Origin of the sequence: Brevibacillus sp. MER 51 (genome assembly GCF_023714195.1) — a bacterium.
Lineage (GTDB): Bacteria > Bacillota > Bacilli > Brevibacillales > Brevibacillaceae > Brevibacillus.
This window is the reverse complement of sequence record NZ_JAMAUS010000001.1, coordinates 840,295-855,418: the sequence shown is the minus strand read 5'-3', so window position 1 is coordinate 855,418 and position 15,124 is coordinate 840,295. Positions and strand designations below refer to the sequence as shown.

At 46.0% G+C, this 15,124-nt stretch carries 17 protein-coding genes; 11 read left to right on the top strand and 6 right to left on the bottom strand.

The features are described 5' to 3' along the window. Positions 1-111 precede the first annotated feature (111 nt). The 4 genes from M3630_RS03480 (at position 112) to hfq (ending at position 3,628) form a co-directional block, all read left to right on the top strand. Positions 112-1,314 (top strand): alpha-amylase family protein, encoded by a 1,203-nt coding sequence (locus M3630_RS03480; protein ID WP_251251255.1) that lies wholly within the window; start codon positions 112-114, stop codon positions 1,312-1,314. A gap of 303 nt (positions 1,315-1,617) precedes the next feature. Further along, positions 1,618-2,403, top strand: coding sequence for a class I SAM-dependent methyltransferase (locus tag M3630_RS03475; RefSeq protein WP_251251254.1), 786 nt, complete (start codon positions 1,618-1,620; stop codon positions 2,401-2,403). After that, positions 2,400-3,359 carry a tRNA (adenosine(37)-N6)-dimethylallyltransferase MiaA gene (gene miaA / locus M3630_RS03470; protein WP_088908031.1) on the top strand — a complete coding sequence of 320 codons (960 nt, stop codon included), beginning with the start codon at positions 2,400-2,402 and terminating at the stop codon, positions 3,357-3,359. The genes M3630_RS03475 and miaA overlap by 4 nt, the downstream gene beginning before the upstream one ends. A gap of 29 nt (positions 3,360-3,388) precedes the next feature. After that, positions 3,389-3,628 carry an RNA chaperone Hfq gene (gene hfq / locus M3630_RS03465; RefSeq protein WP_007719110.1) on the top strand — a complete coding sequence of 80 codons (240 nt, stop codon included), beginning with the start codon at positions 3,389-3,391 and terminating at the stop codon, positions 3,626-3,628. 114 nt (positions 3,629-3,742) lie between these two features. Here hfq and M3630_RS03460 read toward each other — a convergent pair whose 3' ends face one another. The 4 genes from M3630_RS03460 to M3630_RS03445 form a co-directional block, all read right to left on the bottom strand. Next, entirely contained in the window at positions 3,743-3,886 is a 144-nt protein-coding gene (locus M3630_RS03460; RefSeq protein WP_221869135.1) for a hypothetical protein, read from the bottom strand. 98 nt (positions 3,887-3,984) lie between these two features. Then, entirely contained in the window at positions 3,985-4,416 is a 432-nt protein-coding gene (locus M3630_RS03455; RefSeq protein WP_251251253.1) for a VOC family protein, read from the bottom strand. A gap of 121 nt (positions 4,417-4,537) precedes the next feature. After that, positions 4,538-5,761: a multidrug effflux MFS transporter gene (locus M3630_RS03450; RefSeq protein ID WP_251251252.1), complete on the bottom strand. Its 1,224-nt coding sequence runs from the start codon at positions 5,759-5,761 to the stop codon at positions 4,538-4,540. A 47-nt stretch (positions 5,762-5,808) separates the two neighbouring features. Then, positions 5,809-6,276, bottom strand: coding sequence for a MarR family winged helix-turn-helix transcriptional regulator (locus M3630_RS03445; RefSeq protein ID WP_217366854.1), 468 nt, complete (start codon positions 6,274-6,276; stop codon positions 5,809-5,811). 200 nt (positions 6,277-6,476) lie between these two features. Here M3630_RS03445 and infC point away from each other — a divergent pair, with 200 nt between their 5' ends. Both infC and M3630_RS03435 read left to right on the top strand, forming a co-directional pair. Beyond that, a complete protein-coding gene (gene infC, locus M3630_RS03440; RefSeq protein WP_251251251.1) occupies positions 6,477-6,962 on the top strand; it encodes a translation initiation factor IF-3 in 486 nt (161 codons plus the stop codon). Between the two features lie 21 nt (positions 6,963-6,983). After that, a complete protein-coding gene (locus M3630_RS03435) occupies positions 6,984-7,736 on the top strand; it encodes a DUF4184 family protein (protein WP_251251250.1) in 753 nt (250 codons plus the stop codon). A gap of 33 nt (positions 7,737-7,769) precedes the next feature. On the opposite strand, the gene M3630_RS03430 is transcribed toward M3630_RS03435, so the two are convergent. Continuing rightward, the gene (locus M3630_RS03430) at positions 7,770-8,720 is read right to left on the bottom strand and encodes an AAA family ATPase (RefSeq protein ID WP_173607937.1); all 951 of its coding nucleotides are present in this window, start codon (positions 8,718-8,720) and stop codon (positions 7,770-7,772) included. 315 nt (positions 8,721-9,035) lie between these two features. Between M3630_RS03430 and M3630_RS03425 the strand changes: the two genes are divergently transcribed. The 5 genes from M3630_RS03425 to glnA all read left to right on the top strand — a co-directional run bounded on the left by M3630_RS03425 (position 9,036) and on the right by glnA (position 13,821). After that, the gene (locus tag M3630_RS03425; RefSeq protein ID WP_251251249.1) at positions 9,036-9,209 is read left to right on the top strand and encodes a hypothetical protein; all 174 of its coding nucleotides are present in this window, start codon (positions 9,036-9,038) and stop codon (positions 9,207-9,209) included. An 85-nt stretch (positions 9,210-9,294) separates the two neighbouring features. Beyond that, positions 9,295-10,587: a GTPase HflX gene (gene hflX, locus M3630_RS03420; RefSeq protein WP_251251248.1), complete on the top strand. Its 1,293-nt coding sequence runs from the start codon at positions 9,295-9,297 to the stop codon at positions 10,585-10,587. Positions 10,588-10,594: 7 nt separating this feature from the next. After that, the gene (locus tag M3630_RS03415; protein ID WP_251251247.1) at positions 10,595-11,872 is read left to right on the top strand and encodes a methionine gamma-lyase family protein; all 1,278 of its coding nucleotides are present in this window, start codon (positions 10,595-10,597) and stop codon (positions 11,870-11,872) included. A gap of 168 nt (positions 11,873-12,040) precedes the next feature. Then, on the top strand, positions 12,041-12,451 hold the full coding sequence (locus M3630_RS03410) for a MerR family transcriptional regulator (RefSeq protein WP_015891641.1): 411 nt from the start codon (positions 12,041-12,043) through the stop codon (positions 12,449-12,451). A 35-nt stretch (positions 12,452-12,486) separates the two neighbouring features. Further along, positions 12,487-13,821 carry a type I glutamate--ammonia ligase gene (glnA, locus tag M3630_RS03405; protein ID WP_047067708.1) on the top strand — a complete coding sequence of 445 codons (1,335 nt, stop codon included), beginning with the start codon at positions 12,487-12,489 and terminating at the stop codon, positions 13,819-13,821. A 40-nt stretch (positions 13,822-13,861) separates the two neighbouring features. Here the strand turns inward: glnA and M3630_RS03400 are convergent, their stop codons facing one another. After that, positions 13,862-15,070, bottom strand: coding sequence for a site-specific integrase (locus M3630_RS03400; RefSeq protein WP_251251246.1), 1,209 nt, complete (start codon positions 15,068-15,070; stop codon positions 13,862-13,864). Positions 15,071-15,124 lie beyond the last annotated feature (54 nt).

Sequence of the window (15,124 nt, the reverse complement as noted above, 5' to 3'; positions counted from 1 at the left end):
ATGGGATTTGGGGGTATTTGTTTGGGGATGTTGTTCAGAAAATTCGAAAATATTGATTGATTTTAGGCAAACACTGACTTATGATTACTTGCAAAAACGAGGTGAAACGAAATGAGTTCATCACGACAAAACGGGATGTTTATTTATCCATGGGATATAGCAGAGAGTGGTATCGAGGCAGTAATGCAAGCCTTGCAAGAAGCCAGATGCAATACAGCAGTGGTCAATAGCAGCTATCATCAGGGTAGATTTTTTCACCCGCGAAGCAAAACGTTTCGCAGGCTGCCGTTTTCAGGAGTATCGTTTACGCCTGATTGGTCGAAGTACAACCGTTTGCGCCCGACCGTACACGAGCAAATCGCACAAGCGGGCATTCTTGCCAAAATGAAAGAAGCTTGTGAGCAGGCGGGGATGGGATTTCATACATGGTGGGTTGGCCTGCACAATTCTACACTTGGTTTGGCTCATCCAGAGCTTTGTGTGCAAAACATCTGGGGGGATACATACACATACGCATTATGTCCATCGCAACCTGAGGTACAGCATTATGCCAAGGCGCTTTTTACCGATACGTTAGAGCAGGTCAAGCCAGAGCGGATTTTGATGGAAGCGACTGCCTTTTTGCCGATGAAGCATGGCGAGCATCATGAAGTATGCCTCCTACCACTAGGAGAATCACTGCAATGGTTACTCTCGTTCTGTTTTTGCGGGGCGTGCATAGAGCGTGCCGAATCGAAGCGAATTGATGTAGGAGCAGTCCGATTGCTTGTATCGAGGCTAGTCAGTCAGATGGTGGATGCCGATTCTATCTCGCAAGTATCAGCAGAAGCGAGAGAAGTTGCTTTTTTACTGCTGGAATATCCGGAATTGTATCATTATCAGCAATCCCGTTTGGAAGCGGTAGATCAGATATGGAGGAGCCTGAAGGAGATCGCGCAGAGTATGGGGACTGCGTTGGATGGTTTTCCGTCCTCGACACCATTTTTTGTGAACCAGTCTTATTGGGAAGGGGTTTCATTGCGAAAAGCAGCGGCTACTCTCGATCGTGTCGTTCCGCTCGCCTATGGAGATAGTGTCGGTGATGTGGCGTATACGTTCCATGCCATCAAGCTTGTAGCCCCAGAAGCTTCGCTGGGAGCGGCTTTTTCCCTGCATCATAGTCAAATCCGGTCAGCAGTCGATTTGGCAGCGAGGGTGAAAACAGCAGTGGACGCAGGCGTTCAATCGATTGTTTATTACAATCTCGGTCTGTTAAATAACCGGAGGCTGGACTGGATCAAACAGGCGAACCTTGCAGTTGAGGAGTGGAGATAGCTTTCTCATTCGCATGGCGTATGCCGACATGTAACAAGACCCATAGAACTTCGCGGGTCTCTTTTACATGGGTGAAACTGATGGACTGGAAAATCATACTACAGTCTGACTGGGTTTCATAAAAAATGGTATGATTGTCATAGCGGAGAGGAAAAAAGTTTGGTTCAGATTCTATTTGACCGGCAAATTAATCCTGCTTACAATAATATGATCGTTACCGTTTATGTAAAAACCGTCGAGTCGCTTTTCTGGAACAGCAGTTCTTATTAAAAAGGGCGAAGACGTAAGGAAGGGAACAAAGGCGTGATTGTTACGACAGGACTTGAGCCTGGTGAAGAAACCTTGCGTCACGCAGCTGAATTGGCTAGTACATTGGGGCTACAAGTTGTGAATCGACGCGATTTTTCATTGGGTCAAATGCGCAAGCGATATGGGGTAGAAGAAGTATTGGTGGTTTCCGCTCTCGGAGCACGTCTGGAAGTGCCGGGAAAAAAACCATTCTTTTTTCATCCGAACACATCTGCTTTTCGTATAAAGCGGCTCATGCGCGGCGATACTGATACTATGCTTGTTGCTTGCCAAATTCATCCAGGGGATCAAGTGTTGGACGCCACCTTGGGTTTGGGTGCAGATGCGATTGTATTTTCGCATGCGACTGGCGCAAATGGGAAAGTCGTTGGCATCGAATCAGAGCGACTGCTAGCCATCTTGGTAGAAGATGGGTTACGGCACTGGTCATCTGATGCGGAAGAATTGGAGCAAGCCATGCGTCGTATTGAGGTGCGGTGTGGCAACCATTTAGAAGTACTGAGAGGACTGCCCGCCCGTTCCTTCGATGTCGTTTATTTCGATCCCATGTTCGAAGTAACTGTACAAAGTTCGTCGGGGATCGCCGGAGTCCGTGAGCTCGCCAATCCAGATGCTCTTTCCGAGGAGGCTGTTTTGGAAGCGCAGCGAGTTGCGAGAAAACGTGTGGTAATGAAAGAAGGAAAAGAAGGTAGGATGTACGAGCGCTTTGGTTTTACGCCGTTTCGCTCCCGCGGCCAGCAGGTCGTGTACAGCTACAAAGAGATAGGTGGAGGGGAGTGACCTTGCAACAGAGAGAAAGGCTAGTCGTGATTATTGGCCCAACAGCGGTCGGCAAAACCCAGCTTAGTCTGGAGCTGGCCGAACAGTTCGACGGTGAGATTATTTCCGGAGATTCCATGCAAGTATACCGTGGGATGGATATTGGCACCGCAAAAGCAGAACCTGAGGAGCTTGCAAGCATACCGCATCACCTCATTGATATTAAAAATCCAGACGAGGAATACTCTGTTGCGATGTTTCAGGAAAGTGCCGCAGGATTGATTACAGACATCAACCAACGTGGCAAACTTCCGTTTATCGTCGGCGGAACAGGTCTGTACATAGAATCGGTTACCCATCGATTTCAGTTTTCCACCACTTCTCAAGACCCTGAGCTGCGTGATCGACTGCAAAGATTGGCTGACAGTGAAGGCGTGGAAGCACTACACGCCCGATTGGCCGATGTCGATCCGATTACAGCCGAACGCTTGCATCCCAATGATGTAAAGCGGGTGATTCGCGCACTGGAGATTTATGAAAGCAGCGGGTACAAAATGTCCGACTTTCAGCTGCGGGCGCAGCATTCCCCTTATGATTTGGTGATGATTGGTCTCACGATGGACCGCGCAAAGCTGTATGAACGAATCAACCACCGGGTCGAACTCATGATCGAAGCGGGACTGGTTGAGGAAGTGAGGGGGCTTTTGGATGCTGGCTATGACGCGTCACTGGTCTCCATGCAAGGCTTGGGGTACAAAGAGCTCATTCCTTATCTGTATGGAGAAATCACCCTAGAAAAAGCGGTGAATGACATACAGCAGCGAACGCGGCATTTTGCCAAACGCCAACTCTCCTGGTTCCGTCGCATGGAAGAAATTCAATGGTTTGACATGACTGATCCAGCTGAACAGAGGAATAACGTGGAAACTATCAAGCGAATATTGGCAGGAAAGTTTCAACAATTGCCGAATATATAACATACAAGTCCTTTTAGGGGGTAGTGTACATGAAACAGACGATCAACATTCAAGATACGTTCTTGAATCATTTGCGGAAAGAAAACATCGCGGTTACCATTTACCTTGTGAACGGATTTCAATTGCGCGGGTATATTAAAGCATTCGATAATTTCACGATTGTGATTGATAGCGAAGGCAAGCAACAATTAGTATACAAGCATGCGATCTCCACTTTCACTCCGCAACGCCCTGTATCGCTCATGTCTCAGGAGAACAACCAACAGTAAGCGAAGCAACACCAACAGCCAGGATACATGTGATCCTGGTTCTTTTTTATAATCTGACCCGAGTGGGGGAGGGAATTTGGAAATTAATAATGATGCTGCTTACAAAACTTATTTTTATCGCAGGATATTGACGACCACGGCCATCATTCTGTTCATTTCGACTTCAGTGGATGGATTTTGGAGTTCTGAGTCCGGAGAGAATACGTGGGGGATGATTTTATTTTCTGCTGTTTGGTACTCTGGCGCATCCTGTTTCATTAGTGCATTTCTCATCAATCAGAGGTGGAAATACCTTCAACGCAAAAAGTATCATTTAAAAAAGCCCTGACGCCGTTGAAGCGAACAGGGCTTTCACATTACTCCATGCAATGATTATTCGTGTAAATTTGGAACGTGATGCCGAACTTGTCCTTCACATTGCCGTATGCCGGGCTGAAGAACGTCTCTTGCAGAGGCATAATCACTTGACCGCCTTCTTGCAGCGCATCAAAAATCTTATGCGATTGCTCTTTATCATCGGTCGAGATGCAAATGGTCACTTGATCACCAAGCTGATGCGGTTGTCCTGGGAAGGTATCGGAAAACATCAGTTCAGTTTCACCAACGCGGATAGTAGCATGTCCGATACGATTCTTGGCTTCTGCAGGTAATGGGAACTCCGGATTTTCCGGCATTTCACCGAAGGTTTGCTTGAACAGCACTTCAGCACCTAACGCACCCTCGTAAAAGCTAATCGCGTCACCAGCAGTACCATCCAAAACGATGTAAGGAATCAAACGCAATGCCATGTGTCAACATCTCCCTTGGTTTTCATATGACCAACTTGTCAAACCCACTTACTATTATTGCCTATAATTTGATTGTAATGCACAGAACATATGTTTGCAAGTGGTGAATTGATCACGACGCTCAAGAACTCCGGCGAACCATAACTACGTAGCATACAATGGCGCCGATCGTAGAAAGAGCAATGATGATCCCCATTGGTACTGCGGTATGTTCACCGCTGATTCCCACAAGTGGCGCGACAATGCCGCCGCTAATGAAGGAGAGAAGCCCCTGAAGAGCAGATGCACTTCCTGCCGCTTTGCTTTGATTTTGCATGGCGAGAGAAAAGCCTGTTGCCCCGACAATCCCTACGCTGGATACGACAAAGAATAAGGGAACGAGCACAGCAATAAGACCAGCTTGTAGGAGAATCATTGCCAGAAGGAGGATTCCGCCGACCCCGGCAATGGTAATCCCTGCAATGAACAAGGAAGTTTCTTTCACTTTCCCTGCAAGCTTCCCGGTGATTTGACTCGCAATAATAATGCCTACCCCATTAATCGCGAAAATGAGACTAAACGTTTGTGGAGACACTTCAAATATTTTTTGAAACACAAATGGCGAACCGGCGATGTAGGCAAACATAGCAGCAGTCACCAGCCCCTGTGCCATGGCGTAACCCATGAAAACGCGATCCTTTAACAAGGTGCCAAACGTCGCCAGTGTGTTGCCGATTCCCGCCTTGGATCGGCGATCTTGTGGCAATGTTTCTGGAAGAGCAAGCAGCACGACGAGGAACATGATAGCGCCGATCAGGCCCAGGACGACAAACACGCCGTGCCAGGTAGTGAATTCCAGAATTTGTCCCCCTAGGATAGGTGCCGCAATCGGAGCAATCCCGTTAATGAGCATCAAGAGGGCGAAAAACTTCGTCAGTTCTGTCCCCGCGTACAAATCGCGAACCGTAGCGCGAGCGATAACAATTCCAGCAGAACCCGCAAGACCTTGTACGAAGCGAAGCAAGACGAACGTATAAATAGAGGGAGCTACCGCACATAAAAAGGAAGAGACGGCATACAAAATGAGTCCAATAATCAAAGGGATTCTTCGACCGCGTACGTCGCTGATCGGCCCCGCGAACAATTGACCAATGGACAGGCCGAGCATGCATGCTGTCAAACTCAGTTGGGTCATGGAGGTGCTCGTTTGCAAATCATCGGCAAGCATAGGAAGTGCAGGTAAATACATATCTAAGGATAGTGGGCCGAATGCAGAAAGCGATCCTAGTATCGAAGCCATCCACAGTCGGCGTGATTTGTTGCCGGTAAGGGACGTGGAATCAAGTTCTTTTGCTAGTTTATTCACGGCAAGTTGTCAAACCTTTCTCATTATTTTTCCGGAAAAGAAGCTTTTTACAACGCAGAAGTAGGCTGCGTATTTTGCGAGTAAAAAGCTTGGAGGTTGCTGTGCATGCGATCGAGCAAGCCACGCAACACATCCTTTTCTTCCTCAGAGAATCCGATGAAACAGTTTTCCTCAATGACGCGTAATACTTCTTTGACATGTTTGGTAGCCATCCGACCTTTGTCGGTAAGATAAACGCGGGAGATACGTTGGTCCCGTTCGTCTGCTCTGCGCTCGACAAGTCCCGATTTGGCCATCCGATTAATCATGACGGTAAGCGTAGCGGGCTTTACCCCGATTTTTCGGGCCAATTCTCTTTGGATCATTCCATCTTTTTCAATCAAGCGCATCAAGAGTATAGGCTGACCGGGATAGACGTCGTATTTTTGAATCAGAAATTCTACATTTTGCCGATGCAATTTCATCACATGCGACGCAGAATGGGTTAATGCGGTTGCATAACTAAACTCCACCAAAGTACCCCCAATTAATTAGTTTGCTAATGAATATTCTGTTAAAGACGTCCGTAAGTTCACACCTTGTCCTATTATACAAAAACGATGGGTCTTCGTCATGAAAATGATTTGCATGTACGAGCTTTGGAAGGATACGCTGCATTCTTTGGAGAAGTAATAATGTCCTTGAAAATCGAATGAACAGGTTAGGTGAGATCAAGATGATCCTGAATGAAAAAATAAAAGCGGCAGTCGTACAATTAACAGGAGTAAACGGGGAAGATCTTGGAATCATCTCCACAAAAGAAGCGCTTCAAATGGCACAAGAACAGGGAGTGGACCTGGTCTGTCTTTCTTTGGCTTCGAGTCCGCCGCCTTGTCAGTTAGTGAATCGAACGAATTATAAGGAACAGCTAATCAAAGAAAACGCCAAAAACCGAAAAGCAGAAAAAGGCGTAAAAGTTAAAGAAATTCGTCTAAGTGCCTACATCGAAGACCATGATTACGATACGAAAAAAAGACAGGCAGAACGAATTCTTTTATCTGGGGATGCTGTGCAATTGATTGTAAAACTGGAGAAAAAGGAAAATCAGGAAGCCAAGCGATTACTTGAGCAGCTCATCAAAGATCTGAATCATTGTGGAAAACAGGATAAAGGGATTCAAGTAAGCGGCAAGCAGGTAGTTGCCAATCTATTGCCGCTCTAATCAAGAAAAGGGAGTAAGCGCATGCCTTTTACTTTTGCTCATCCGGCTATTGTTCTACCGTTACGCAAATGCAAGTGGTTTTCGTTCTCTGCCCTCGTTTTCGGCAGTATCGCACCCGATTTTGAGTATTTCTTCCGGATGCAGCCATTCAGTGTGTACAGTCACACCATGCCCGGATTGTGGCTGGTTGATTTGCCAATCGCGATCCTATTGGCGTTTTTGTACCAGCACGTGGTCAAAAACCCGTTGCTTGCATGTTTGCCGGAGTGGATGGGACGAGGGCTCGACTACACAAACAATGGGAGCGGAATGCCAGCGTGGCGAACAGCAATTGTATTTATATACTCCGCGATACTCGGTAGTCTGAGTCATATCGCATGGGATGCCTTCACCCATGACGGTGGTCGTATGGTTGACCACTTTTTGTTCTTGCAACAATCCCTCTCAATCGCTCATTATCAAGTCCCAGTTTACAAACTGCTGCAGCATGGTAGTACCCTTCTCGGCGGGTTGGCCATTTTGTATGTTATTGGACAAAGGGCGCGGAAAAACAGACAGATCGTCATGAGACAAGTACCTGTCTTGGAAAAATGGTTGTTCTGGTTTGGTGTAGGGTTGTTTGGTATCGTGACGGTCTTTTTGCACGCATTCGTGGTAAAAGGAATTTCACCCTTCGTCCATCCTATGCAGCAAGTCGTCCCGTTTCTCTCTGGATCACTGCTTGGAATCGTGGTGCTCTGCTTCGCTTTGGACAGGCTCAGGTTGAAAAAGTAGAATCCCTCAATATGATGAGGGATTTTATTGTTTCTAAATGGAAAAATCCTCAGACTTCAAATTCATTAAATCATCACGGGTTGGGTCAGGAATTTTCAGCAATCTAACCGCTTGCACACGTATTGCCTTTTCAATATTATTTCGTACATATCTTGCATTACTGAAATTTACTTGAAACGGATCACTCGTCACTGTTATCAGTCTTCTTCTCAGTTTTTCACTTGCTTCAGCAGAGATTCTATACTCCTTGTTCTTTGCCATTACATTTGCAATTTCCATCAACTCATCCACCTCATAATCAGCAAAGTTGATGTGGACGGGAAAACGGGAAGGCAGTCCCGGATTTAACTCAAGAAATGTATCGATTTCATCATTGTACCCGGCAATTATACAGACGAAATCATTGCCAAAGTCCTCAAGGCATTTTGTAAGGCAATCGACAGCCTCTTTTCCAAAATCTTTTTCACCGCCGCGAGCTAATGAGTAAGCCTCATCGATAAACAGGATTCCTCCCATGGCTTTCTTAACAAGATCACGAGTCTTTTGTGCCGTGTGCCCAATGAATTCACCAACGAGATCTGCACGTTCAACTTCAGTTAGATGGCCCTTCGTTAAAACACCCATTTCCTTAAAAATCTTTCCGAAAAGGCGTGCAATTGTTGTTTTCCCAGTACCGGGATTTCCTTTAAAAACCATATGGAATACTTGCTTCTCAACTTTAAGTCCGTGTCGTTCCCTTGCTTTATTCATTTTGATGAGCGCATAAATTTCATAAATCGTTTTCTTGGCTTCATGTAAGCCAATCAGACTTTCTAATTCTTCAAAAACGGTTGTTAAATTTGAACTCGACGTGGTGCGCACTATTTCAGGTAAAGTATTTAACTGCTTAACACTTACTGGTCGATTGAATACAACTTGAATTCGATTATTACTACTTGAAGATTCGAGCACCTCCGTTTGAGGAATAGCTCCTGCTTGCTTCACATGTTTCACCTGCCTTGACCTTCATACAGAAAGTATACTCAGGAACATCGGAAAACCTGCCAATTTTTACGCGAGAGATTGAATAGGACAAGTCATTGAAGGGGTTGTTGTGAAAGACAGAAGATTTCACATAAACGGCATCAGTAGATAAACGACCATTACTCCGTTAGCGAAGAGTGATGGTCGTTCTGTTTTCATCAAGGAATGCCGTTCAAAATTCTACAATATGATATAATCTTCCAAAATAAAGGACTTTACCAAACCTACAAATTGATTGATGAAGGTGTACCGGAAGAGACCTTTGGCGTAAAAGACATGGGAATTATCCTGAAAAATCTGAATTTACGCATTCATGAAGATCCCCTCAAGGAAGAGGCGGATACCTTGCCTGATGGATATGATGACAAGGAACTTCGCAAAGCAATTAGCAAAGTGATTCCGCTTTTCGTCAAGGAGATTTTCTCAGAGAAAGCGGCAGGTAACCCATGACATATGTTGATTTCAGTTGGCATGCCGCACTGCCGTAACGTTTTGGGCAAAATGTGGTATGATAGTCATGAAGGGGCGTGAATCGGTGAACGATCTGATCAAAACGCAAGAAACAGCCATACTGGTTGGTTGCTATTTAGATAACCGGGATGAAGAAAGAACCCGTCTTTCCATGGAAGAGTTGCATGAGCTGGCTGATACTGCTGGTGTAGAAGTACTGGACGTCATCACGCAAAATCGGGACAGGGTTGATTCTGCCTGGTATTTGGGGACTGGAAAAATTGATGAAATCGCGCAGAGGGCTGAAGAGCTTGATGTGGACGTCATCATTTTCAATGATGAGTTGTCTCCGAGTCAGACTCGTAATTTGGATAAAGTGTTTGATTGCAAAGTGATTGATCGCACGCAGCTCATTTTGGATATTTTCGCAGGACGTGCACAGTCGCGTGAAGGGAAAATCCAGGTAGAGCTGGCGCAGTACAACTACTTGCTGCCGCGGCTTGCCGGGCAAGGGAAACAGCTTTCCCGTCTTGGAGGCGGTATCGGTACGCGCGGTCCAGGTGAAACCAAGCTGGAAAGTGACCGCCGTCATATACGCAAGCGCATCAGTGAACTTAAGCAGCAATTAGAAGATACTGTTCGGACGAGACAATTGCATCGGGAGCGTCGGAAGAAAAACAACGTGTTCCAGATTGCGTTGGTCGGTTATACAAACGCCGGGAAGTCGACGATCCTCAACAAGCTTACGAATGCAAACACGCTGCAGGAAGACAAACTGTTTGCCACTTTGGACCCGACGACCAGGCAATTGGAGTTGCCGAGCGGACTGGATGTGCTATTGACGGATACGGTTGGCTTTATTCAAGACTTGCCAACGAGTCTGGTTGCTGCATTCCGTTCGACGCTGGAAGGTGTAAAGGAAGCAGACCTCATCCTGCATGTGGTGGATAGTCATCACCCTGATTTCCAAGTACACATGGAAGTCGTAGACAAGATCTTGCGCGAGCTAAAAGCAGAAGAAATTCCGCAGCTAGTCGTTTTCAACAAGGCAGACATGCTTGCAGAAGGCTCTTATTTGCCGCGTGCAGACGAATCGATTTTAATTTCTGCCATGCGGGATGATGACCTGAAGCAACTGCTCACCCGGATTGAGTCATTTGCACTGCAATCCTTTAATGAAATGAAGCTGCGCGTTCCTGTCGAGCGCGGAGATATTCTCTCCCTCCTGCATCGGGATGGGGTAGAGATGGAACAAGAGTTTAATGAAGAGGAAGCGGCCTACTTGATCACCGTCCGTGTGAACAAGGAAAATCCGATATACGGAAAGATTGTTCCTTTCCTCCTGGATAAACCAGAGACTGTTGAAGAGAGTTGGTAAGTAACAGATGTTTTCATATTTTTCCCATGGAGAAAAGCTTCGTCCCCTCGTGATGGAGGTGGAAGCGACGATCTCAGAGAGACTTCGTCAAATTTCCGCTTTGGTGGATACGAATCAACTGAAAGTATTGCGTTCCTTCCAAAAGCACGAGGTCAATGAATTTCATTTTTCAACATCCACAGGATATGGCTACGATGATTCTGGACGGGCAACGTTAGAATCGATTTACGCCGAAGTATTCGGTGGAGAAGCGGCTTTGGTGCGCAACCATATCATCTCGGGTACACATGCGATTGCGATTTCTTTGTTTGGCATTCTTCGTCCGGGCGACGATCTTCTCTATATTACGGGCAAACCGTACGATACGCTTGAAGAGGTAGTAGGTGTGCGCGGCGAAGGGCAAGGTTCGCTCAAGGATTACGGCATCGGTTATAGCTACGTGCCTTTGACGCCAGAAGGTGAAATTGATTTTGTGGCAGTTGCACAAGCGATTACGCCTAAGACAAAGGTCATTGGGATTCAACGTTCGCGAGGCTATGCAGACCGTCCTTCTTTCACCATCGCGAAAATCCAAGAGATGATTCGGGTTGTAAAAGAGATCAAGCCTGATCTGATCGTATTTGTAGACAACTGCTACGGAGAGTTCACGGAGGAGCAAGAGCCATTGCACGTAGGTGCAGACATCATGGCTGGCTCTCTCATCAAAAACCCGGGTGGCGGCTTGGTCAAAACAGGCGGTTATATAGTAGGACGCGAGGATTTGGTTCAGCTTGCTTCGTATCGGATGGCAGCACCTGGAATTGGCGCAGAGGGCGGTGCATCGCTCTACTCGCTACTGGAGATGTACCAAGGCTTTTTCTTGGCTCCACACGTCGTGGGAGAAGCTCTCAAGGGAGCGGTATTCTCTTCGGCAATGCTGGAGCGTTTGGGCTTCAAAACAAATCCACTGTGGCATGAGCCGCGAACCGACCTGATTCAATCCGTGGAATTCGGCAGTGCTGAACGACTGATCACGTTTTGCCAAGGGATTCAAAAAGCAGCACCAGTCGATTCACACGTTACTCCGTATCCAAGCGAAATGCCTGGGTACGCTGATCCTGTGATTATGGCAGCCGGTACGTTTATTCAAGGGGCGAGTATCGAATTCTCGGCAGATGGTCCGATTCGTCCACCTTACTTGGGCTTCGTTCAAGGCGGTTTGACGTATTCGCACGTAAAAGTGGGGATTTTGACAGCGTTGAATGGGATGCTGGAAAAAGGCTTACTCGAAATACCGGGTGAATAGGATAAAAGCGCAAGGAATGGACGGCATTCTCTGGATGATGGAGGATGTCGTTTTTCATGTAAAAAAACTGTACATAACTTTCTGTGTAATATTATCTAACATCTATTGACAGGGATTTTGTTATAAAATAGAATAAGACTAAGAAATACGAAACAGGAGGGACAAGTCATGAGTGATGACCTTCGCCGGAATATGGCCCTCTTTCCCATTGGGATCGTCATGAAACTGACGGATCTCACTGCGAGGCAAATCCGTTATTACGAACAAAACGACCTGATTCAGCCCGCCCGCACAGAAGGGAAGCAGAGGCTCTTTTCTTTCAACGACGTAGATCGCTTGTTGGAGATCAAGGCTCTGATTGAAAAAGGACTGAATATTGCAGGGATCAAGCAAGTCCTGCAAATGCAAGAGCCTGCTATGGAACAAACAGAGATTACCACCACGTCCGAAGAGAAACGCAAGGACATGTCCGACAAAGAGCTGCATCAGCTCCTAAGGCAGCAGATTATGTATCGCGATGCCACTCGCCATGGTGAGGGTGCATTGATACGTGGAGAGCTTTCCCGCTTCTTCCACTAGATAGAAAGCCGAAATAGAGACTGGAGGAGAGAAATGTGAGCAAGTTTACAAGAGAAGACATCATGCGCATGGCCAAAGAAGAGGACGTAAGGTATATTCGACTGCAGTTTACCGACCTGATGGGGATCATTAAAAACGTAGAAATCCCGCTGTCCCAATTGCCAAAAGCACTCGATGGCAAAATGATGTTTGATGGTTCTTCCATCGAAGGCTTCGTTCGCATCGAGGAGTCCGACATGTACCTGGTGCCTGATCTGGATACATGGGTAGTATTCCCGTGGGGCAATGAGTTTGGTAAAATTGCACGTCTGATCTGTGATATCCACATGCCAGATGGCTCTCCATTCGAAGGAGACCCGCGCTACATCCTGAAGCGTGCCTTGAAAGAAGCCGAAGAAATGGGCTTCACAGCTTTCAACGTAGGTCCAGAGCCTGAGTTTTTCCTGTTCAAGCTGGATGCAAAAGGTGAGCCTACGCTGGATCTGAATGACCAAGGCGGATACTTCGACTTTGCTCCACTCGACTCCGGTGAAAACTGCCGCCGTGATATTGTATTGACGCTGGAAAAAATGGGCTTTGAAGTGGAAGCATCTCACCACGAGGTAGCTCCTGGTCAACACGAAATCGACTTCAAGTATGCAAATGCACTCCAAGCAGCTGATCAAATCTTGACGTTCAAACTGGTTGTTAAAACCATCGCGCAAAAGCATGGTCTGCATGCGACCTTCATGCCAAAACCGCTGTACGGTGTAGCTGGTTCCGGTATGCACGCGAACCAATCGCTGTTCCGTGGGAAAGAAAATGCTTTCTATGACGAGTCCGATGTAATGGGACTGAGCCAAACAGCGAAGCATTACCTGGCAGGTATTTTGCAGCATGCGCGCAGCTTTACTGCGATCACGAACCCGCTCGTAAACTCCTACAAGCGTTTGGTTCCTGGTTACGAGGCTCCTTGCTATGTAGCTTGGTCTGCGAAAAACCGCTCTCCATTGATCCGTATCCCTGCTTCCAGAGGCTTGAGCACGCGTATTGAAGTACGCAGCCCAGACCCTGCAACGAACCCATACTTGGCGTTGGCAGTGATGCTGAAAGCTGGTTTGGACGGAATCAAAAACAAGCTTACACCACCACCTGCTATCGACCGCAACATCTACGTCATGACCGAGCAAGACCGCGAAGCCAACGGTATCGAGAACTTGCCTGCTACACTGAAGGAAGCAATCGAGTGCCTGAAAGCAGATCCGGTGATTTGTGAAGCATTGGGCGAGCATGCATTGGTACACTTTATTGAAGCGAAAGAAATTGAGTGGGATATGTTCCGCACACGCGTTCACGATTGGGAGCGCGAGCAATACATGACTGCTTACTAATAAGCGAAACCCCTTGTGCCTGTAGGTGCGAGGGGTTTTTCTATTTGGTGGGCAATTTTGATTTTTTAAGAGGTTTAACATTTTTGCCCACGATTTGCCCACTATTTTTTTCTGAGTACACACTTTCCATGTAGCTTTCAAACTTGTCCATGTTATCTAATTCAATTTTCTTTGAGATGTGGGCATAAACATCCGAAGTGATCTGGATACTGCCGTGACCTAATCGTTCTTGGATGTATTTCATATCAGTTCCAGTTTCCAATAATAGAACTGCGTGAGTGTGCCTGAGAGAGTGAATAGGGATTGAGGGAATGTCTAATCTTTTGAGAGTACGGGAGAAAGCATTAAAGAGTGACGATTTTGGGACATAATTACCATCGTCTCTAGTTAAAACGAGATTTAGATCGTGGTGGTAAAGTTCGTTTAAAGCCAGTTTTTTCTGGTTTTGATACTTCATATGTTGCTTTAGATCATCAGCTAATGTTTTGCTCATACGAATGACCCTAGTTGAGTTGTAAGTTTTTGTATCGCCAAATAGCTCACTTTTGTCTTTTGCTTGAAAGTCCAGTGTTTTGCTAATGCTTATCGTCATATTCTTAAAATCTATGTCCGTCCACTGTAAAGCTCCTGCTTCACCTTTGCGCATACCAGTTTCAATTAGCACTTTAAAATATAGCCAATAGATATAGCCGTAAAGGTGTACCGCTTGTAAAAATCGGGGAATGTCACTTGTTTCCATGAATTTTATACCGGTCTTATTTTCTTCGCGCCCCTTGATGGTAACACCGTTGCAGGGGTTCTTTTCGATCTTATTCAGTGTTAATGCTTTTTCCATTGCATTGTTTAGAGTTGAGTGGATCAATTCAATAGTTCGCCTACTGTAGTCATTATCTTCTGCGAGGTCATTAATGAATTTTTGATACATAATCGGTTTTAAATCTTGTAACATGATTTTTTTAAAATAAGGAACAATATGATTTGTAATGTTCCTGCTGTGCAATTTAAAGGTATTTTTACGCACAGTGTCTTTTTTATACTCATCTAACCAAATCATAAGAAAATCTTGGAGTGGTAGATCCTTTTGCTCGTATCCCTCCAATAAGCTGTTTTCAAATTCAGTTGCAGCGATTTGTGCTTCTTTCTTAGTTGCGAAACCTCCTTTTGTTTTTTCTTTGTATTCCTGAGTGAAAGGATCAGTGTACTTTAATCGATACTCCCATTTTTTTCCCCGCTTCCTGAAACTAGCCATAACGTTTTCTCCTTATAATTTTGAATGTAAAAAAAGCGCATCCGATTGGGTGCG

Excerpts from the sequence above, each read along its gene's own strand:
- M3630_RS03480 (WP_251251255.1), top strand. The coding sequence starts at position 112 with ATGAGTTCATCACGACAAAACGGGATGTTTATTTATCCATGGGATATA.
- M3630_RS03460 (WP_221869135.1), bottom strand. The coding sequence starts at position 3,886 with ATGAAACAGGATGCGCCAGAGTACCAAACAGCAGAAAATAAAATCATC.
- M3630_RS03425 (WP_251251249.1), top strand. The coding sequence starts at position 9,036 with ATGGGAATTATCCTGAAAAATCTGAATTTACGCATTCATGAAGATCCC.
- infC (WP_251251251.1), top strand. The coding sequence starts at position 6,477 with ATGATCCTGAATGAAAAAATAAAAGCGGCAGTCGTACAATTAACAGGA.
- M3630_RS03455 (WP_251251253.1), bottom strand. The coding sequence starts at position 4,416 with ATGGCATTGCGTTTGATTCCTTACATCGTTTTGGATGGTACTGCTGGT.
- M3630_RS03400 (WP_251251246.1), bottom strand. The coding sequence starts at position 15,070 with ATGGCTAGTTTCAGGAAGCGGGGAAAAAAATGGGAGTATCGATTAAAG.
- M3630_RS03410 (WP_015891641.1), top strand. The coding sequence starts at position 12,041 with ATGAGTGATGACCTTCGCCGGAATATGGCCCTCTTTCCCATTGGGATC.
- M3630_RS03415 (WP_251251247.1), top strand. The coding sequence starts at position 10,595 with ATGTTTTCATATTTTTCCCATGGAGAAAAGCTTCGTCCCCTCGTGATG.
- M3630_RS03435 (WP_251251250.1), top strand. The coding sequence starts at position 6,984 with ATGCCTTTTACTTTTGCTCATCCGGCTATTGTTCTACCGTTACGCAAA.
- hfq (WP_007719110.1), top strand. The coding sequence starts at position 3,389 with ATGAAACAGACGATCAACATTCAAGATACGTTCTTGAATCATTTGCGG.